The 20,420-nt window shown below is 43.6% G+C and carries 16 protein-coding genes and 1 CRISPR repeat array; of the genes, 13 read left to right on the forward strand and 3 right to left on the reverse strand.

The window, feature by feature from the left end:
- Window positions 1-70 precede the first annotated feature (70 nt).
- Window positions 71-199 (reverse strand): hypothetical protein, encoded by a 129-nt coding sequence (locus tag CAG58_RS17045; RefSeq protein ID WP_267902769.1) that lies wholly within the window; start codon window positions 197-199, stop codon window positions 71-73.
- Between CAG58_RS17045 and cas1f the strand changes: the two genes are divergently transcribed.
- The 8 genes from cas1f to CAG58_RS05825 all read left to right on the forward strand — a co-directional run bounded on the left by cas1f (window position 198) and on the right by CAG58_RS05825 (window position 10,305).
- Complete coding sequence (cas1f, locus tag CAG58_RS05790; protein ID WP_161426551.1) at window positions 198-1,187, forward strand: type I-F CRISPR-associated endonuclease Cas1f; 990 nt, start codon at window positions 198-200, stop codon at window positions 1,185-1,187. The two genes, CAG58_RS17045 and cas1f, sit on opposite strands and share 2 nt — an antisense overlap.
- Window positions 1,184-4,120 carry a CRISPR-associated endonuclease Cas3'' gene (locus CAG58_RS05795; protein ID WP_161429834.1) on the forward strand — a complete coding sequence of 979 codons (2,937 nt, stop codon included), beginning with the start codon at window positions 1,184-1,186 and terminating at the stop codon, window positions 4,118-4,120. The genes cas1f and CAG58_RS05795 overlap by 4 nt, the downstream gene beginning before the upstream one ends.
- 3 nt (window positions 4,121-4,123) lie before the next feature.
- A complete protein-coding gene (gene cas7fv / locus CAG58_RS05800) occupies window positions 4,124-5,071 on the forward strand; it encodes a type I-Fv CRISPR-associated protein Cas7fv (RefSeq protein ID WP_161429833.1) in 948 nt (315 codons plus the stop codon).
- Between the two features lie 8 nt (window positions 5,072-5,079).
- Window positions 5,080-6,090: a type I-Fv CRISPR-associated protein Cas5fv gene (gene cas5fv / locus CAG58_RS05805; protein ID WP_161426315.1), complete on the forward strand. Its 1,011-nt coding sequence runs from the start codon at window positions 5,080-5,082 to the stop codon at window positions 6,088-6,090.
- A gap of 8 nt (window positions 6,091-6,098) precedes the next feature.
- Window positions 6,099-6,650 (forward strand): type I-F CRISPR-associated endoribonuclease Cas6/Csy4, encoded by a 552-nt coding sequence (gene cas6f, locus CAG58_RS05810; RefSeq protein WP_161426314.1) that lies wholly within the window; start codon window positions 6,099-6,101, stop codon window positions 6,648-6,650.
- A 128-nt stretch (window positions 6,651-6,778) separates the two neighbouring features.
- A CRISPR array of direct repeats spans window positions 6,779-7,227; the repeat unit is 28 nt; unit sequence GTTCACTGCCGCACAGGCAGCTTAGAAA.
- Between the two features lie 411 nt (window positions 7,228-7,638).
- The gene (locus CAG58_RS05815; protein WP_161426313.1) at window positions 7,639-9,399 is read left to right on the forward strand and encodes a glycoside hydrolase family 36 protein; all 1,761 of its coding nucleotides are present in this window, start codon (window positions 7,639-7,641) and stop codon (window positions 9,397-9,399) included.
- A 91-nt stretch (window positions 9,400-9,490) separates the two neighbouring features.
- Entirely contained in the window at window positions 9,491-9,739 is a 249-nt protein-coding gene (locus CAG58_RS05820; protein WP_158143835.1) for a TIGR03643 family protein, read from the forward strand.
- A 98-nt stretch (window positions 9,740-9,837) separates the two neighbouring features.
- Window positions 9,838-10,305, forward strand: a complete 468-nt coding sequence (locus CAG58_RS05825) for a DUF1456 family protein (RefSeq protein WP_161426312.1) — start codon at window positions 9,838-9,840, stop codon at window positions 10,303-10,305.
- A gap of 59 nt (window positions 10,306-10,364) precedes the next feature.
- On the opposite strand, the gene CAG58_RS05830 is transcribed toward CAG58_RS05825, so the two are convergent.
- Together CAG58_RS05830 and CAG58_RS05835 are read right to left on the reverse strand one after the other, a co-directional pair.
- Window positions 10,365-11,654 carry an ATP-binding protein gene (locus CAG58_RS05830; protein WP_161426311.1) on the reverse strand — a complete coding sequence of 430 codons (1,290 nt, stop codon included), beginning with the start codon at window positions 11,652-11,654 and terminating at the stop codon, window positions 10,365-10,367.
- 9 nt (window positions 11,655-11,663) lie between these two features.
- Window positions 11,664-12,362 (reverse strand): response regulator, encoded by a 699-nt coding sequence (locus CAG58_RS05835; protein WP_158143837.1) that lies wholly within the window; start codon window positions 12,360-12,362, stop codon window positions 11,664-11,666.
- A 170-nt stretch (window positions 12,363-12,532) separates the two neighbouring features.
- Between CAG58_RS05835 and CAG58_RS05840 the strand changes: the two genes are divergently transcribed.
- The 5 genes from CAG58_RS05840 to CAG58_RS05860 all read left to right on the forward strand — a co-directional run bounded on the left by CAG58_RS05840 (window position 12,533) and on the right by CAG58_RS05860 (window position 20,420).
- Complete coding sequence (locus tag CAG58_RS05840) at window positions 12,533-13,705, forward strand: hypothetical protein (protein WP_158143838.1); 1,173 nt, start codon at window positions 12,533-12,535, stop codon at window positions 13,703-13,705.
- The gene (locus CAG58_RS05845; RefSeq protein ID WP_161426310.1) at window positions 13,698-14,351 is read left to right on the forward strand and encodes a hypothetical protein; all 654 of its coding nucleotides are present in this window, start codon (window positions 13,698-13,700) and stop codon (window positions 14,349-14,351) included. The genes CAG58_RS05840 and CAG58_RS05845 overlap by 8 nt, the downstream gene beginning before the upstream one ends.
- A gap of 171 nt (window positions 14,352-14,522) precedes the next feature.
- On the forward strand, window positions 14,523-17,324 hold the full coding sequence (locus CAG58_RS05850) for a TolB (RefSeq protein ID WP_161426309.1): 2,802 nt from the start codon (window positions 14,523-14,525) through the stop codon (window positions 17,322-17,324).
- Window positions 17,325-17,450: 126 nt separating this feature from the next.
- The gene (locus CAG58_RS05855) at window positions 17,451-18,806 is read left to right on the forward strand and encodes a DASH family cryptochrome (RefSeq protein WP_161426308.1); all 1,356 of its coding nucleotides are present in this window, start codon (window positions 17,451-17,453) and stop codon (window positions 18,804-18,806) included.
- A gap of 279 nt (window positions 18,807-19,085) precedes the next feature.
- On the forward strand, window positions 19,086-20,420 hold the full coding sequence (locus CAG58_RS05860; protein ID WP_161426307.1) for a cytochrome ubiquinol oxidase subunit I: 1,335 nt from the start codon (window positions 19,086-19,088) through the stop codon (window positions 20,418-20,420).

Here is a 20,420-nt window from a genome sequence, read left to right on the forward strand (position 1 = left end):
AAGCGGCAATAAAAGCATGATAGACACTGCATTATGCAACAGAGCCTAAAGCCTCTTAGGTGGGCTTATGTTAGGGTGAGACGATGGTATTAGACGCCAAACCAAGATAGTAAACCTCTTGTTCTGGCGTTAAATGATGTGGCGTTGCAGGTGACCGTTGAGTGTCGAGATCAGCGAGAAAGCATAAGGAATAAAACATGGACGATTTATCCCCCTCCGATTTAAAAACCATACTGCACTCAAAGCGCGCCAATATGTATTACTTGGAATATTGCCGTGTGATGCAAAAAGATGGCCGTGTGCTCTATTTAACAGAAGCCGACAAAGAAAATCTCTACTTCAATATCCCGATTGCCAATACCACCGTACTGATGCTCGGTAACGGCACCTCCATTACTCAAGCCGCGATGCGCATGCTCTCACAGGCAGGCGTATTGGTCGGGTTTTGTGGTGGCGGTGGCACGCCATTGCATATGGCGTGTGAAGTAGAATGGTTTACGCCGCAAAGCGAATACCGGCCCACCGAATATCTACAAGGTTGGCTATCGTTCTGGTTTGATGATCAAAAACGCTTGGCGGCCGCCAAACAGTTCCAAAATGCGCGGATTGATTACTTACAGCGCGTTTGGCGATCAGACCGAGAATTAACCCTAGAGAAATTTAATGTTCAAGATGAAGTGATACAGCAATCTCTTGAAACCTTTCACCAACGCACTGACGCCGCCAGCAAACAATCCGACTTATTGCTCACCGAAGCACAACTGACCAAATCCTTATACAAGTACGCCGCTAATAATACCGGTAAAGACGGTTTTACTCGCCAGCATCAGCCGGACAAAAAATCCACCGACAAAGCCAACGATTTTTTAAACCACGGCAACTACTTAGCCTATGGGCTTGCGGCAAGCTGCTTGTGGGTGCTTGGCATTCCGCACGGCTTTGCCGTCATGCATGGCAAAACCCGCCGTGGAGCCTTGGTGTTTGATGTAGCCGACCTAATCAAAGACGCCATCGTACTGCCGTGGGCATTCGTTTGCGCCAAAGAAAACGCCACCGAGCAAGTGTTTCGCCAGCAAATTTTACAATCTTTCATTGAACACAAAGCGCTCGATTTTATGTTTGATACGGTGAAACAGGTCGCACTGCAAGGTAAAGAGGAAGAAGAAAGCGAGGATGGCTCGTTATGATGGTCACTTTTGTCAGTCAATGCGAGAAAAACGCCCTCAAGAAAACCCGCCGCGTACTGGATGCCTTCGCCAACCGAATTGGCGATAACACTTGGCAAACTTTGATCACCGAAGAAGGGCTATTAACCGTCAAAAAAATGCTAGGCCAAACCGCCACCCGCAGCACCGCCGTCAGTTGCCATTGGATCCGCTCTCGTTCACGCAGCCAGTTGTTATGGGTAGTGGGCAATAAAAAGAAATTTAATGTGGAAGGTGTGGTGCCTGTTAATCAAACTAGAAAAGAGGTTTTTATGGATGTTTTAACTGATAAACCCAAGCAAGGTGTGTTGTATGCAAACACCCAATTGCAACCACTGAGCGAGCATTTATTTGCGGTTGGATATGTTGCCGAACGACTACATTGTCAGTTATTTCCAGACAATACCCAGTTTTCAATTGTGAATTTCATTGCAGGTTGTTTGCATGATTTAGGAAAAATTGATCCCAAGTTCCAAGAGTGGGTAACCAACCCTAAAAAGAAAGAGTACATAGCAGACGATGGTCAGCATATTGATGATGCTAAATTTAGCTTTGATAAGCATCCAAGACATAATGAAATTTCACTTTTGCTCTATCAATTACTTGATAGTGCAGAACTAAAATGTCTAAATCCCAGCAATAAGCGTTCTGTAAAGCACGCGGTATATTGGCATCATGCAAAGCCCTTTCGTAAAGAAAAAAATGGCTTTGATAGTTATAAAGATATTTGCAAAAAGCTGGTGATAAATCAAAAAGAAGCAAAGTTAGCTGATATTGTGGTTCAAGCCCAAGCGCTGATTAAGCAAGTCGTTGCCATAGATAAAAAATACCGTGAGTCAACCAATAGTGTCCTTGAAAGAAGTATTTTGGCTGACGAATTGCAGGGATTAGAGGAGAATCTGCCTGATGCGCCGCCTCTGCCTAGCTATAAAGAATATGAACTAGAAGAATCAGTATCAGCCAATACCTTCAATGTAAAAGTTAATGCGCTAAACAATGTTGCACGTGCATGCTTGATCACTTCTGATCGAATAATATCTGCATTAAGTGCGACAGAATTACACGCTGTCATTTTTGAGCGGAACTTGAATGAACTTGTGGCTGGGCTGCTCGAAGTGGAGTCTTCTCTCAGTAGCGATATTGCTACCTGCCTACGCACATTTTATCCGGATAGTGAACGCAGTAAAAAGCAAAGTGAGATTGCTCAACAATTGGCTAACGCTGATGATATTTCAGTACTCGCGGGTGCTGCTGGCTGTGGTAAAACCAAAATTGCCTTGGAATGGGCAAAATTGAAAGGTGCGAAGCGCATTATTTGGGTGTGCCCTCGCGTACAGGTATGCCAAGGTTTATTTTATGAGCTCACCTCGGAGCAATATTTGCCCAATAGCACCATTGAAATTAATACGGGGGAATTTAAGTTTCATAATCAATGGGATAATCCTATTACCGATGATGAAAGCTTTTCTGGTGATATCGTTATTACCACCATAGATCAAATCCTCGGTTCAGTGATCAGCCACACGAAAGCCAACACGCTTATAGATTTTTTGAACGTACATGTCGTATTTGATGAATTTCATGAGTACGTCAATATGCCAGCCTTTAATTTGTTGTTTGCAGAGCTTATTGCCGCCAAAAAGATGCAGCAGCAACAAGCCAAAACCTTATTAGTGTCGGCAACCCCTCATTACGTGTTTGTTGAAGAACTACTTGGTATTCATCCTGATGATATTAAAGTCATGCCATCGTTTAACCACAGCCAATATCAACTTGACTTTAAAGTATTCAATGATTCGGAATTAGGTGCAGATAATCCGCTATTTACGGAACAAAAGGATGGTACTTTTGTTATCAGTAATATGGCACTCACGGCACAAAATAGTTTTATCCGCAATCAACACAGAGAAAATTCTGTTTTATTACACTCAAAATTTATTAAGAGTGACAAACGTAAATGGTTTGGTGAAGTGTACGAAGCATTTAAACGCGGAGGAACCCGTAAGTTTGAAGTGTTGCGCAGTGGACCAATTGTACAGGCCTCGCTAAATATCAGTTGTGATTATATGGTGGCCGAAATCACCAGTGCTGAAGATAGCTTACAGCGTTTAGGTCGTTTAGATCGCTTTGGTGAAAATAAGGTTGTAAACACTTACACATTAGCAGTGCCTGAATCAATTGCTAATAGCAAAGGTAAAAGCCCTGCTGCGGGTTTTCTATCGAAAATGTATGTATTAAGCTCTGTGAGGGCATGGTATCAATTTTTGCGAAGCGAACTTGATGATAAAACGTTTACCTTGCCAGAAGCTTATCAACTTTATTTCACTTTTCATCACACCGAGCGTAATCGTAGTTTTATAGAAAGTGATTTAGTGGCTGCACTTAAAAACAGTGTGCAACAAATTAATGTCAAAGTGGTTGATCCAATCACCATGCCACCGAAGAAAAATAAAGATAAAAAACGCAGTAAAATCAGTAAAGGATCTCTGCGTGGCGATAATCGTTTTGTGCAAATGGCGCTTGTAGATCTCAGTAATTCGGAGCCAAATTTTCTTGACCAATATGCCTACTCAATACAACTAGATGATGACAGCAATATTGATAATCTTACCTATGCCACTAGCGCTATTTGTGGTTATGGCCAAAGTGACAAAGACCTGTTATCTCATATGTTTAAAAAACATCACAACATTATGGGTGGGTTTAATAAATCGTTCACTGACAAAATTTTATTAAACCAAGCTCGGGATCCTGAATCGCCAATTTATTTAAGTTATACCAGCAACGATTTACTGCAAGTGGGCGGCGAAAGTGCCCGTCACTCGCATGCTATTTATTACGCCGTCTGCGATAAACAAGCTATCGGCGCTATATCCATTAAACAAATCAATCAAACTACAGAAAATGAGGAATAAACCATGGAAAAAGTAACAGGTATTAAAAGTGTAGATTTTAAAATTAAAGCATTAGGGCATGGTGTTGTGAACTGGAATGGACCAACAACTTTGACTGGTGACAATGGTAAAACTGTAGACAATCATACTTTACCAAAGTTACGAGGCTATACCAATTTAACAGGGAAAGTGAAAGAAGAAACAGGTTATAAATATAAAAAGGAAGCGACAGATATAGATTTTAAAAAAACGCCTTTATATATCAGCCAAAACTGTATCCGTCATCATCTTTTTAGGGATCAAGCATTCGATTTACATTTTGCCGCAGAGAAAAACCTAGAAATGGTGTTAGCTTCTATTACAGGGTTGATCCGTGGTTACGTCGTTCCTTCAAGTCAGTGTAAACGCACAAGCCCCCTACTTCTAGAGGATTTTATTGATCAATTGGGTAACGGTAACTTTGAACAGTTTGGTCAAGCTGGTGCGCGTGACAGCTCATCATTCTTTTCTAAAACAACATTTGGTGATACTGAGTACGTTTCTTATGGCTCGATCAGTATTGAACAATTGCAATTTATCTCACTCGATAAGAAATTTGATCGCGCCAGTATGATTATCAAAGAGGGCCAAGGTGAAGAAGTGGCTAAAACGGTACAAGACTTTATTCAGTCGCTTAATCCTTCACTCAACCCTGTTGCCATATTCCACAGCAATTATGTGCGTAAAGGTACCATTTTTGAAGAAGGCGAATGCGGGATTTTACTTAATGATGATGCAGTAAAAATCTTGGTTACTGAAACATTAGATCGCTTAGCTAATTTATCTATTCGTCAAGCGAAAGGCTATATGTATGTCGATGAGATCACTGTAGATTATAACGATAGTCATAAAATGATGCGTATTAAGCGTGATGAATCCGAAATCAGCAATGAGCAACATGTACCGTTTGCTCAGTATTTTTATGCAAAATAGGAGGCTGAATGAAAATAACCATAGAATATGATTCTTGCTGGCGAAATTCATTTTTAGGTGGTTCAAATAATGATCCTGTTCCTAAGAAAGGCCGTGAATTTTTAGGATCAATGACTAACTTAAAAAAAGAGGGTAATTTCAAAGTATGCGAAACGACTTTGGATACTGTAATGGGAATACTTAATCGATTAATTGGTGACCAGCGTAAACTGTATCAGGCTCGTAGTAACATACATGAAACTAGCTATTATTTTTCAGAGTTGGAAGATAAGGTCAGTTTTACAGATAAGCCGCAGTTTACCAATGAAATGACTTTTATTCGTAATATGAATGGCAGTACGGACCAAAATTCATTTACTGGTATGATTAAGGTGTCTGATCCCGTTTTTAAGTCTGAATATTCACAGCAGTTTTGGGGAGTATTGAACCTAGATTTCAATCAGCTCTGCGATTTTATTATTAAGCAACCACAGGTAGAAGTATCAATTGATCTTGATCCTTTAAGTATTATTAACCGATTGGAGAGTCTTAATAAAGAAAAAGCAATAGAGTTAAATGACAATCTGGCTCTGGTTATTGATATTTTAAATAAAAATTTTCCAGAAATTGAATATTTAAACAATAAAAACTTGATTACACCAATCAGCCTTTATTGTTCAGCACTCTATCTTCAACTTGCTCGACTAGAAGTAAATTATGATATGGCCACTGCGAAAACTAAATCAGGTGGTATTAGTGGTATATCTAAACGTGGATTTACCAAAAAAGATTTCATGGATCGATATACCACGGGATCAAAGAAAACAATTTGGGGCAATCCTTTTATCAAGAAAGAAAAGATAAAAGGGCAAGGGGAAGTGACTTCCATGATGACGAAAGCTAGTGGTCAATTAGAAATTAATATCGATGTTGATCGCAACAAAGCACAAGAAATAAAAAGCTTGATCGAAAATGCTGGGGTATCAAGTTTTTACCTAGGGAAAAAAGGCCTAGCTTATGTGTCAAACATACGGCTTTAGGAGGAAATATGGACTCACACATTGATATTCGATTAAAGCCCGATGCAGAAATGCTTGAAGCCGAATTGAGCAGTAAAGTGTTTACCAAATTTCACAAAGCATTGGTGATGCTGAATAGCGATCAAATAGGCATCAGCTTTCCAGAAGTTAACGTAAAACTTGGGCGATTATTTCGCTTACATGGTGAAGCAAGCTTTTTGCATGATTTACAAGGTTTAAACTGGCTTGGTCCGTTATCTGGTTACTGCCAAGTGAGTGAGATATTGGCTATTCCTGAACAGGTGCAATATCGAGTGATCTCAGTAAAGCGTAGCAATTTAAGTCAAGCGAAGCTCAGACGTTTGATCGCTCGCGGTAGCATCGATAAAGAAGGTGAAAAACGTTACAAAGTGAAAATGCTTAGCCAAGGTTTTGATAATCCGTACCTAGATTTATTCAGCAGTTCGACGAAGCAGGTACATCGTAAATTCTTTGAGTTTGGTGAAATACAGCCACTGCCAGTATCCGGAAAGTTTGACTCCTATGGGCTAAGTCATACCACTACGGTTCCTTGGTTTTAACCCTATTTTTGCTCTTTAAAAATAACCTTTAAATACAAATAGTTACAGCATGTGATTTAAAATAGGGTAAAAATGGCTTTTTTACTCTAACTGCTTGTTGTAACTTATTTTTATGTTGTTATTCTATAGTTCACTGCCGCACAGGCAGCTTAGAAATTCCACTCTCACTGATACAAGCTCGGCTTGTTGTTCACTGCCGCACAGGCAGCTTAGAAAGCTCTATCTAGCACTTTATGACCATGAAACACGTTCACTGCCGCACAGGCAGCTTAGAAAGATCAGTCGAAAATCAGCGTCAAGCCGCAGTTGTTCACTGCCGCACAGGCAGCTTAGAAAGTTCATTTTTCTAGCGAGCGACATTATTAACTGTTCACTGCCGCACAGGCAGCTTAGAAATCACTACTCCTCCTTGAGGAAGTAACGTTACATGTTCACTGCCGCACAGGCAGCTTAGAAATTCTTGGCAGGGTAACCCAGTGCGTCAATTCGGTTCACTGCCGCACAGGCAGCTTAGAAATATTAAGTTAGCAATCAAGCTGTTAATCGGGCGTTCACTGCCGCACAGGCAGCTTAGAAAAACCATTACACGCTCACCAGTCATCCCCGCGAAGGCGGGGATCCATTCTGCAACCGATGCCAAGTGCTTAAGTGAGCGATCAATGGTCACCGTTTACTGATACTGCGCATAGATTCCCGCCTACGCGGGAATGACGGTTTTGTGTGGTTTTGGGATATGATCTCCATAGATCCCCGTCATATTTTGCCTGCTACTGTTGTGAGGCAGGGAAATGAAGGTGTAGCGATCATCGAAAACTGATCCACTAAATACAATTAGTCAGCATAGACTCCCACCTTGACGGCAATGATGCTTGACGCTTTGAATATTCGATTATTCACCGTGATTACAAGAAAACGTGAGTTTCTTAACAATATGTGCGCCTAATTCCTTAGACACTACGTTGTATGATTGATGTGAGTGGTGGAATACATGAGCTCCCTAACGTTACCTTGCCAGCGAGAGATTGATCTCTCATCAGAGTTAAACGTCGTATTACAAGACAATGAATTGCATTTTTCTTATTTAGGACGCGACTCGGTGCCCATCAGCGATCGCTATGTCCTATTTCGGATGGCGCTAAAGAGTGATCCCCATGCCCGAGTCATTGGCGATGGCTTTCAAATGTTGGCGCAAACGGCGGGTACGGTGAGTCATCCGCTGGATGTGGGTCGTTGCCCCGATAATGACCAGAGTTATCGACTTTATGCTTCTCATGCCAATAAACGCTACTACAACTACCTAGTGATTGAAGATAAAGACCAATATCAGCTCGTTGGCTTTACCTCTTGCCAACGGTTTGCGGGCTATTTTGAGTTAGTGGTGGAAGAAGAAACCACGTATCTGATTGCCGCCATCGATGGAGAGCAAACTCTGCCGAGTGATTGGCCCAATCACCGTTTAGAATCACTTATCGTATTGCAAGACTCATCGCTAGCCGAGATCTACCAACAGTATGCGCACGCCATTCAACGCCATCATCGATCACGTGACGGGGTAACTCAGCCTGCGCCGATCGGGTGGTGTTCGTGGTATGCCTATTATGCGGAAGTTAATGAGCAGCATATTCGCGCTAACCTTGCGGCCATGCAAGGCGAGTTGGCGGAGGTCGAGTGGGTATTACTGGATGACGGATACCAAGCTTTTATGGGCGATTGGTTGACGCCATCAGAGAAATTTTCCGGTGGTGTAAAAACGCTGCTCCAGAGTATTAAAGCGGCGGGCAAAAAACCGGCAATCTGGCTGGCTCCGTTTATTGCTCAGCCTGAATCGGCTTTGTTTCAGCAACACCCTGACTGGTTTGTTAAAAATCACCAAGGACAGCCTCTAAAAGCCGAAGATGTGACCTACGGCGGATGGCGTTGCACGCCTTGGTATGTGTTAGATGGCTCTCATCCACAAGCTCAGGCTTATTTAACTCATGTAATAAAAACCATGCGAGAAGAGTGGGGGGTTGAACTGTTTAAACTGGATGCCAATTATTGGGGAACCCTAAAAGGTTTGCGTTACCAATCAGGCGTTACTGGGGTTGAGGCTTATCGGATGGGCATGCAAGCGATAGCCCAAGGAGCCGGAGAGGCTTGGTTATTGGGTTGTAATGCGCCGATGTGGCCATCACTCGGTTTGGTGGATGCGATGCGAGTGTCTGATGATGTCGAACGTCGTCGTCAACGTTTTGCGCAAATCGCTAAAGAAACCTTTTATCGCAGTTGGCAACATCGTCAGTTATGGCAAATCGATCCCGACTGTGCCACCTTGGTGTCGTTAGCCGATCAGGCTACCGATCTCGCCAGTTATGAATTTCATCGTAATGTACTACTTGCTTGTGGAGGGGTACTGCTTTCAGGTGATCCGCTCACCGAGTTAACGCCTTTTGCTAAGAGCAGTCTTCAGCAATTGATCGCTCGCCAACATCAGACTCAAGAGACGTCGACGCCAACGTCTTTAGCGCTTAATCATTGGCGATTGGCTTTAACCCCTAATCATGAGTTGCACTGTTTATTTAACGATCAAGCTACCTCACAGCATTATACCTTGACCGCTACCCAACCGGTCGATTGGTATGACTATTGGAGTGGCGAAAAACTTGTTCAGCAGCCGGCTCAGGTGTTGGATGTGTCATTGGCGGGAGGATTAACCAGCCGAGCTATCGTCGCCTCGACAGAGAGAACACACTCATCGTATCGAGAATAATAACCGAAATTTTTTATGATGGAGACGCATCTATCCTACTTTAGGTTACGTATTACCCTGAGTGTGTTTATAAAAGGAATAGTACCAGCGTATGTTTTCTGCTGATGAGCAATCAAGAATTATTGAAATGGCATGGGAAGATAGAACGCCATTTGAAGCTATTTTTCACCAATTTGGTTTAACTGAACCACAGGTGATTCGTTTTATGCGCAGGCATCTAACCACACGTAGTTTTAACTTGTGGCGAAAGAGAGTCAGTGGCAGAGAAACCAAGCACCTTAAATTACGTCCACCTGAAGTTGATCGCGGTTACTGCCCGACTCAATATAAACCTCGTTAACGGGTTTATTGATTGGGGATCCTGGTCAGGTCTGCTAAAGTGACGACCTGCCAGCGATCAAGTTGATAGCGCTGGAGTACCTAAGACTAGGAAAAACTTTGACCAATAATGATATTTTCTGCGCTTTGCGCACGACGTTTGCTTTTAACGACCAAACTTTATTAGAGATTTTTCATCTCGCGGATAACGAGACAACACCAGCACAATTAGCCTCTTGGCTGAGCAAACCGCAAGCCCCTGAGTTTGCTGAACTGAGTGATCCGCAATTAGCGAGTTTTTTAAATGGTTTGATTAACCTCAAACGCGGCAAGCGTGAAGGGGAAGCGGCAAAGCCAGAAGCGAATTTGAATAATAATATGGTGTTTCAGAAACTGCGTATTGCGTTAAATTTGCAAGCTGATGATTTACTGACTCTTTTTCAGCAGGTTGGGGTTGAGCTGAGTAAAAACGAAATCGGCGCTTTTTTCCGTAAGCCGGGTAATAAGCATTATCGAGAGTGCAGTGATGCAACGTTACGTCAGTTTTTACAGGCTGTTGAACATCACTCGCCAGCCGTTACAGAGTAACCGTAAACTAACAATAGTGTCGTGAACATCGTGAGAAGCGATCCCTTCTCACGATGTTGTTATCTCTCTTCACTGATATTGAGTGGTAGCCTGAATTCAAAACAAGCTCCGCCTAAACTCGGGCTAGAGATTACTATCAAATGCCCATGATGTTGACGAGCGATTTGTTCAGCAATCGCTAATCCTAATCCAAAACCACCACTGGCTTTATCTCGCGCCGATCCGACTCGATAAAACGGTTTAAAAATATGTGGCCAATGAGTTTCCGGGATCCCGGGACCATCGTCTTCAATCGTTACTGTCCAATCAATATCATCACAACTGACACTGATTTTTACTTGCTGCTTGGCATAGCGAGAAGCATTGCGTACGACATTAGAAATGGCACGATTCAATAAATTACTATCGACTAGTGGCGTTGGCCATTGCTGTGGCGCTTGCAATTCAATGGTTACTGGCGACTCGATTTGCCATTTTTCGATTTGCGTTGGCAGCCATTGCGCTAGGTCGAGGCTAATGAAGGTTAATGGCGTCGTTTCCATTTTACCTAAGCGAAGCAGCTCGTTAATCATCTCTTCGAGTTCGTGGATGTCATCTTCGATGCCAGCAATGTATTTATCCTTTTTTTCTGGCATATCTTGCAGCATATCAAGCTGGCACTGAATCCGAAACAGCGGGGTGCGCACCTCATGGGCAATCGCGTTGGTGAGCATTTTATGACTTTCAATCAGATGAGAGATTTTATCTGCCATAGCATTAAAGCTGCGGTTAAGCGTTCCCAATCTCATTGATCCCGTCTCTTTTGCTCGAATGCTTAAGTCACCTTTGGCTAAGGCTTGCGTTACTTGTTCGAGGTGTTTGAATCGCCACATAAATAACTTCATCATCACCATGCTGTACACGGCAAAGCAACCCATTAAAACCAGGAAAATAACCCAATCTTCGATATCTAAGGCAATCCAAATCTCAGCTTCTGGATCGCGATAGATATGATAGATGGTATCGGTTGGATTAAAGGTAAAAATAGAACCATCTTCATCGGTAGTAAAAACGCCATGATTGGCTAGTCGCTCTCTAACTTGAGGGGTCAGTAAAGGGGAGTTTTCGGGCAGCGCGTCAATGACTAGCCAGTTTGCATCGGCAATCGCTTTGAGTTTTTCTTTGGCAACGTCAACCCCATGCTGATCGGCGACAAATTCTAAAAGCTCAAGGCTACTTTGAATTTGTTGACTGCGTGCGACTAAGTCAAGATCAGGAGAGAGCCAGTCATTAATGCTGACATAACTCACTAGAGTAAACATAAAAATACCGACTAGAGCGAGATAAAGCTCTAAATAAAGACGTTTCATAGTCTCCCTTTATGACCAACTTTCTGGGACAAATAAATAACCTTTACCACGTAAGGTTAAGATACGTTTTGGGACCGATGAGCTGTCGCCAAGTTTACGGCGTAAAATGGCCACTTTATTGTCGATGGTTCTATCAAGACCATCGTACTCAATACCACGGGTTTCTTTGACTAAATACTCGCGTGACAGCACTTGCTCAGCATGGCTAGCCAGTAACCACAAAAGGTCAAATTCACTGTCGGTAAGTACAATATCTTCACCGGCGAGAGAGCATTGACGAAGCTTATGGTTGATACTGAGCTGCCCAAAATGAAGCTGATGATCGTTGTCTGGATGCGCTAACTCGGTTTGTTGCTGGCGACGTAATAGCATGCGGATTCTCGCCAATAATACCCGAGGTTTAATCGGTTTATTAACAAAGTCATCGGCGCCTAGCTCAAGGGCGGCGACATGGTCGATATCATCATCACTGGCGGTTAAAAAGACAATTTTCCCTTTGTAGTCGTTACGAATCTCTCGGCAAATCGATAAGCCGTCTAAACCGGGTAGCATCAGGTCGAGAATCACTAAATCTGGCTGAACTTGCAAAATCAACGCGCTGGCTTGTAGGCCATCATGAGCCAGATGAACCTCAAACTCATTATTTTCTAAATAGCTAGTCAGGAGCTCTGCTAGCTTTACATCGTCTTCGATAAGTACAATTTTCATAAGCGAATCATCAGTTAAAAATAGAGTGGATACAATAGGGGCGGACAAAACGGTACATTACGTGGTGCTGTGTACGGCCTGCATACATACGCGTACAAAACATGAGTTGTGTCACAAAAAATAAGTAACTATAGTTCGGGCCAATACGTTAATAGTACGAGTATCATCCCATGAATTCTATACAACCCAATGAAAACCGTACGCGTTTAGTCGGCCTCGACTTTTTACGCGGCTTGGTTATTTTTATGGCCATCTTTGAACATTATACGGGGTATTTAAACTATTGGTATGTGGATTTTTTCCCTAAAGAGAGCGATTTTTATGAGACATTATATCGTTCACACTTACCAATGTTGGGGCAACTTGTCCCGATGGACAGTTTTACCGGACAAGTCTCAGCATGGTTGATTCCTTGGGTGAGTCAAGTCTATTTAGCGTTAGCGGCCTTTAATCTTTCGGCGCGATCATCTGAGCATATGCGAGCAACACTGGTGAAAAAACTGGCTCTGTTTTTGAGCATTATTTTTGTGTTGTACATTGAAGGTTTTATTATTGCTCCTAACTTTGGTGAGGCAATTTCATTTTATCCGGTCATGCTATGGATGACGTTACTGGCTTTTTTCTCTATTGTTTACGCCTTTTTTGGTATTCGCGGCATGTTGGTGTTGACCGTATTGAGTACCATCGTCAGTCAGTTAGGTGTGACATCATTACTAGAGCATGCTGAACTATGGATGCAAACCCATGTTCATCCGGGTTATGAGTTGGATGCGCGGTTAGATCTGTTTATGGCCAGTGGGTGTTTTGGTTTCCTCTACGGGTGGGTGTGGCATCATTACGCTGAAAAACGTGATGCGCTGAATAAACTGGTATTGGGTATTGCGCTGGTGGCTTTATCGCTTTATTTCTTGAATGGTCAAGCCGCGACGATTGATTTGCATGATGTCTATGCCGAAGAGCATGCCTTAGCAGAAGATACCATTGGTCGTCTCGGGATTTGGGGCACGGAATTTTTAGTGATTGGTTTAATTTTAACACTGCATCAAGCGGGAATTCGCTTAAGCTGGCGACCACTCAATTGGATTGGCATGTACTCATTAACCGTGTTTATCTTCCATAAGTCGATTTTTATCTTCTTATGGGGTCCGTTGCTTACTTGGGCTTCAGCAAAGATGGGAACGACTTTACCCAATAATTTCTTGTTGATCTTTACCCTATGTTCATTATCGGTTGGCATCATTTATCTGTTCAAGCGTTCGGGCATTATTTGCCATCTGATGGGCGATCATCAAGATCAGATGTGGAAAGACGTTTACCGTAAGAAGAGGTTATCGGATGCTTAATCCAACGATGATTCTCGCTTACCAAGCTATCATCGTGCTCACGCTGACCCTATGGGTCGGCGTTGTGCGTTGTGATGAGTTTAGTCTTGGGGCCAGTTTTGGTATTGATAGCCCTGCGGTGAGTTCCTCAACCAAATGGGAGTGGTCACCGAGCATTGCTTACGAAAAAGAGACGGAGTTTGGACTGTTTTTTGCTCAGGGAGGTGAAGCGGGGGTGGCTTTACCTATGCCTTATTGGGACAAGGCTTATTTTACCGTTGGCCCAGTCTTATTGAGCGAAGAGCAGGGCTCATCACGAATCGGTTCAAGTTTGCGTATCGGGTATTTATTTACTGAATCATTGTCGGCCTCATTAGCATGGCAGAAAGATTGGTCAAATGCCGTTGGAGCACAGTGGTTGATTGATGGCTCCTATCGACTTAATGATGAGTGGAGTATCAATGGCTGGTCTCGCTATGCCGACAAACATAATCAAGCGTTACGTGATGTCTCTGGGACTTGGCGTGATGTCGGCATCAGTGTTGAATGGGAAACGCCGTTTTTATCCGATTGGGTGAGCTCGGTGGAGGTTGGCGTTAATCATCAAGTCGATAGGAATTTCACCGAGCCAGTGCTGACTTGGAGTGTACGTTATCTGTTTTGGTAATCATCCTTTACCACGATTCATCCCGCATACTTTGTCATTGAGGTCAATCGGTGTTAATGCACTTGCTTATGGGTTTCAATTCAGACAAAGCCATACATTTCATGACTGAATGATTTTGATGTTTATCTTTATAATAAATACTGTTAATTACTAATAGGATCGCTGTTTACTATGTCGAAAACATTGGCACTTTCTCCGATTATGGGCTTGATGGCTTGCCTTGGGCTTCACTCCCCTCACGTGTTAGCGGAGCCCGTCGCTTGGGATCAAGCTGGGCAGGTTTGGCAAACACAGCAATCTGCGCATTTTGTGGTCCATTTTCGTAGTGAACTCGCCAGTAGTGCAGCACGTGCATTAGATATTGCTGAGCAGGTTCATCAAGAGCTCGCGTCTCAGTTTGCACAAATGCCCAGCGAGAAAACGCATCTCACCGTAGTCGATGATTATGATTACTCTAACGGATGGGCTACGCCACTGCCTTACGCACAGATACGTCTGATCATCAATCCACCTAGCGATGTGAATGGCTTAGAAGGTAATGATGAGTGGCTGCATTTACTGATCCGTCATGAATATACCCATATTATCCATATGGAAATGAATGATGGTGCTGTTACCATTGGACGAGGCATTGTCGGTCGTCATCCTCTTTTATTCCCACATGCTCTTACCCCTTCGATGCTATTGGAAGGTTTGGCGGTCTATATGGAAAGCCAAAACGATCATGGTGTGGGTCGATTACACAACAGTCACTTTGCAATGCAGATGCGCATGGAAGTGGCGAGTGGTGAGTTAGCCGATATTGAACACGTGGTAGTGGCTCATAAGCGTTTGCCCTTTGGCAGTAACTATTTGTATGGTGCTTATTTTGTTCAGTATCTAGCCAAAACCTATGGTGAAGAGTCTGTTCAGGCCTTTTTAACCGATTACAGTGGCTATCTGGTTCCGGGACTTTTCTTAAATCTCAGTGCTCGACACATTTTTGGGAAAGATTTTTTCGCGCTTTGGGAAGAATTTCGTGCCGATTTGAACACGCAGTTTGCCGATCAACTGACTTCGAATGAGGCGTTCACTTACCATGAGCTCGATGCTCAGCCGTTTGAGTATTTGTTAGCCCATGACCGTGATACGTTGATCGCGTGGCGTCAAAATGGCGACGATCGTGCTAACCTTGCTCAATGGGATACCAAGCGTGGTCAATGGCAAAGTCTGGTCAGTACCAAAAGCTTAACCAGTATCGACTCGCATCCGACGCAAGGGCTAGTGGTTTCGCAAATCAATTCGTATGTTGATGGGCGTGTTTTTAATGATCTGTATCGTTATGTTGATGGTCAGTGGCAGCGTTTAACTGAGCAGCAACGCTTTGTGCAAGCACGCTGGAGTAACGATGGGCAAAGCATTTTTGCGGTCCGTCATCAGCAAGGTCTGGCTGAGTTATGGCAAATCGAATTAAACGGCAAGCAAACTCAGTTGTGGCAGGGTGAAGCCAATTGGGTATTAGGCGATATGGCCGTGTCACCAAACGGTGATATTTATGCCACAGTGAAAGCGCCTTTTCAGTCGTGGAATATTATGCGTTTTGATCAGCCAACGCAAAGCTGGATGGCGGTCACTGAAACCGCCGCTACTGAACATCAATTGAGCTTTACTGCGCAAGGCGATTTACTATTCAGTGCCGATTATACTGGGCGTTATCAGATTTATCGTCTTGATTTGCAAACCAATATCGTTGAACAATTAACCGCAGAAATCGGCGGTGCATTTTCACCGCAATCGGGGCCTGAAGGGATTGTTTATCAAGCGTATGAGCATGATGGTTACCATCTGCGTCGTGTAGAGAATCCGCAAGGACTTGCCGATATACCGCTATCAACGCTACCGGTGGCCAACACCGTGAATGCGGCTCCGATAGCCACGATTACTGCTACAGAGAAAAGTCAGCCAACAGGATACTCGCCATTATCGACGTTAGCGCCACGTTATTGGGTGCCGGTATGGCAGTCTGATGATAATCAATCGTTATTTGGTGTTGCTACTAGTGGCTCCGATGTATTGGGTCGCCACCAATATGAGATCATGGCGGCATGGGACAGTAAAAATGCGTTTGCTGCTTATCAACTTGGCTATCAATACGATAACCGCTGGCAAGCGACATTAAGTCGTGAACATGAGTTTAAATTTAACGCATTAACGGGTAAAGACGATCGGATTGTTCGTCAGGATGATTTCACACTGCAGCGTAACCATTTATGGCATGCGTTTGATGACCACTTAAACGTTGGCGTCGGAACGTATTGGCAGAAAGAAGCGCTGGTTAAATCTCCTCAAGGTTCTCACTATGCGGACGCGAGTAATGAATGGCTGGCCGGTGGTGCGATTCAATGGGATAACCGTGAAGACTTGTTGAATATCCCCGGTTACGCTTGGGGACATTACGCTGACTTAGTGTGGGAAACCAATATTGATGGTGACTACTCAGGACAGAAGTGGCAAGCACAGTGGCAGGCGAACTGGGATTTACCCGGACGTTTACGCTTAACAACGCATTTGGCCGCCGGTTATGCCGATGCTAAAGCTAAACCTTTTGAACTTGGTGGTTATACGGGTGACGAAGCACAACTTTATGGCCGAAATGAACTTAAACTACGCGGTTATGGTTCTGCGGCGCAAGTGGGCCAGCAATATGCCACACAAAGTATTGAGCTAAGCCGTTTGCTGTATCGCGCTGAGCGAAACTGGGGCTTATGGCCGATTGGTTTAGGTGACATTTCTGCGACCGCATTTGTTGATTCTGGTTCCAGTTGGAATTCTCAGCAAAGCTATAGCGCATTAACGGGCATCGGTGCTGAGTTACAAATCGATGCGATCGTTTTGTATGGTAATGCGTTACCGATTCATATTGGATATGCCCATGGTTTAGACAGTAAGCTGGGCAAAGATGAAGTGTACATTAAGCTCGCGGCTGAGTTTTAAACGCGCACCACTATTATTATCGGTTGTAAAAAGGGCAGAATGATTTCTGCCCTTTTTTATTGCTGAATCGATCGATAATCCCTCGATTTACGTATCAAAATAAAATTTAATCATCGGTTACTTTTTATGTCCATACGCTCTCTTTATTGGTTTACCAATGACTTACGGATTTCAGATAACCCATTATTGGCTCAAGCCGCGCAAAATAGTCACCAGTTGACTTGCTGTTATCTGATCCCTTCGTTAACGCCTTTAGATCAACGTTTTCAAGTTGTGGCCAGTAATGGCTTGGCCAAGCAGCGGTTTTTACTAGAGAGCTTGGCGGATTTGGATGCAAAATTGCAAACGCTCGGTCAATCATTACAGATAGCCACCGGAGAGGCGGTATCGCAGCTTTGCCAGTTTATTGAACTGACCGAAGCCAATCATTTGTATGTGTCTGAATCTGTCGACTTTGCCATTCATCAAACGTTACGTGAAGTACGCTTACGCTACCCACAATTAACGGTGGTCTCTCTTAATACTCATCGTTTATTTGAGCAAGTCGAATTACCGTTTTCGTTAGCGGCGTTACCTGACTCTTTTTCTGTTTTTCGTAAACAGGTCGAATCACTCGACGGTCGATATTCATCGCAATCAGCGCGGTGGAATAGCGATATCACGGCTTTGCCACCCAGTGTTCTTCCATCGTCGAGCTCTTGGTTATCGACCGCCATCAGATCCATCAATCTTGAGTTGCGGTCTTCGCCGCTGTGGAGAGGCGGTGAAAGTGCTGCCTTAGAGCATCTTGAAGATTATTTTTCTAGCGATGCGCCATTGATTTATAAACAAACGCGTAATGCGTTAGATGAATGGGAGTCTTCGACGAAGTTTTCGTCTTGGCTTGCCAATGGTTGTCTCTCGATTGGCCGTTTATTAGCAAGGCTTAACGATTATGAAACGCAACGAGGAGCGAATGAGTCGACATACTGGATTTATTTTGAATTGTTGTGGCGAGAATATTTTCAATGGTACGCCCTTAAATATGGGGCGCAATTATTTCAATTCTCAGGTATCAAAGGTCAAGTGCCGTTGACCAGCTACTATCCGCAACGGATGCGCAGTTGGATCAATGGTACAACCCCTTATCCGATTGTGAATGCGGCAATGAAGCAATTAAAAGCCACAGGATACCTGTCTAATCGAAGTCGTCAGCTTGTTGCCAGTTGTTTGGTGCATGAGCTAAGCATCGATTGGCGCTATGGCGCGCAGTATTTTCAATCACAATTAATCGATTATGATGTCGCCAGTAATTGGGGTAATTGGCAATATTTAGCGGGAGTTGGCGCGGACCCTCGCGGTCATCGCCGCTTTGATTTGGCTAAGCAGACCGCGTTATACGATCCTGAGTTGAGTTTTATTCGTCATTGGCAGGGGGAAGCGGATCAGCACAGCATTGATGTTGTTGATATGGTTGATTGGCCTGTCTCTCCAGCGCAATAAGCGTACGATTATTGCGCAAGCGTGGCGCCATTCACTTTTTGTCATCATTCTCATCGATTCGACACACCTTTTGGCTCGGTTATCATGAATAAGTTTGATATACATCAAACTTATTTGTGTTTTTATACCGAGTCGATCGCTATTAACCCTAATTGGCAATGGCAAAACACAATAAAAATAGCAACGAGTAAACCAAATTGGAGTGGGACTCGTAATTAACAAGTAAGTTAATAATCGTTGTGTCATTGCCTAGCGGTTTTTTAGATTGAGGAATACGTGATGTTAGATACCCTCATGTTGTCGCGGATACAGTTTGCGGCCAATATTAGTTTTCATATTTTATTTCCGACCATCACCATTGCGTTAGCGTGGATCATGGTGTTTTTCAAGTGGCGTTTTGTTCGTACTCAAGCCCAATTATGGCTTGATTTGTACTATTTTTGGGTCAAGGTATTTGCGCTTACCTTCGCTCTTGGGGTTGTCTCTGGTATTACCATGAGTTTCCAATTTGGCACCAACTGGCCGGGTTTTATGGAAAAAGTCGGTAATGTTGCTGGACCATTACTGGGTTATGAAGTGATGACCGCTTTCTTTATGGAAGCGACCTTCCTTGGTGTGATGTTGTTTGGACGGGGTCGTGTTCCTGAATGGGTACACACCTTAGCCACCGTACTGGTTGCGATTGGTACCTCACTCTCTGCCTTCTGGATTTTAGTCCTTAATAGTTGGATGCATACGCCAACGGGTTATGAACTGATTGACGGCATAGTACATGTGACCAGTTGGAAAGAAGTGATTTTTAATCCTTCTATGCCTTATCGTCTCGCCCACATGTTACTTGCTTCGTTACTCACAGTCAGTTTTGTTATTGCTGGGATCTCGGCTTATCAGTACCTGCGTAATTCACAACTTAACGCCGCCAAAGTGGGCATGAAAGTAGCGATTATTCTTGCCGCTGTTGGTATTCCGGTGCAGATTTTGGTCGGTGATTTACACGGTTTAAATACGCTTGAACATCAGCCTGCGAAAATCGCTGCGATGGAAGGGGTGTGGGAAACTGAACAAGGTGCGCCATTACTGCTTTTTGCTTGGCCCGATGAAACCACGCGCAGTAATCATTTTGAAGTCGGGATCCCTAAATTAGCGAGCTTCATTTTAACCCATGACTTAAATGGTGAAATTCAGGGCTTAAATGAGTTTGCGCCAGATCATCCTCCGGTCAAGCCTTTATTCTTTGGTTTTCGGATCATGGTGGGTGTCGGGATGTTGATGCTATTGGTGAGTTGGTACGGTGCTTGGCGATTGCTACGCCAACAATCACTACCGAAACCTTACTTATACACTTTAGTGGCGATGACATTTTCCGGATGGGTAGCAACCTTAGCGGGTTGGTATGTGACAGAAATTGGTCGTCAGCCTTGGTTAGTTCAAGGGGTATTACGAACCTCAGATGCGGTAACGACGGTGGCGAGTAGCTCTGTAGCCACGTCATTAGTGATGTACTTAATTGTCTATGCGGTCTTGCTGGTGGCTTATATCCATACCCTGTTTTATTTAGCCAGACAGTTTTCATCACCGACTGAAACCGCAACCACTAATGAGCAAAAGGTATAA

The sequence above is a fragment of the Vibrio sp. V31_P5A7T61 genome, assembly GCF_009904895.1.
Lineage (GTDB): Bacteria > Pseudomonadota > Gammaproteobacteria > Enterobacterales > Vibrionaceae > Vibrio > Vibrio metschnikovii.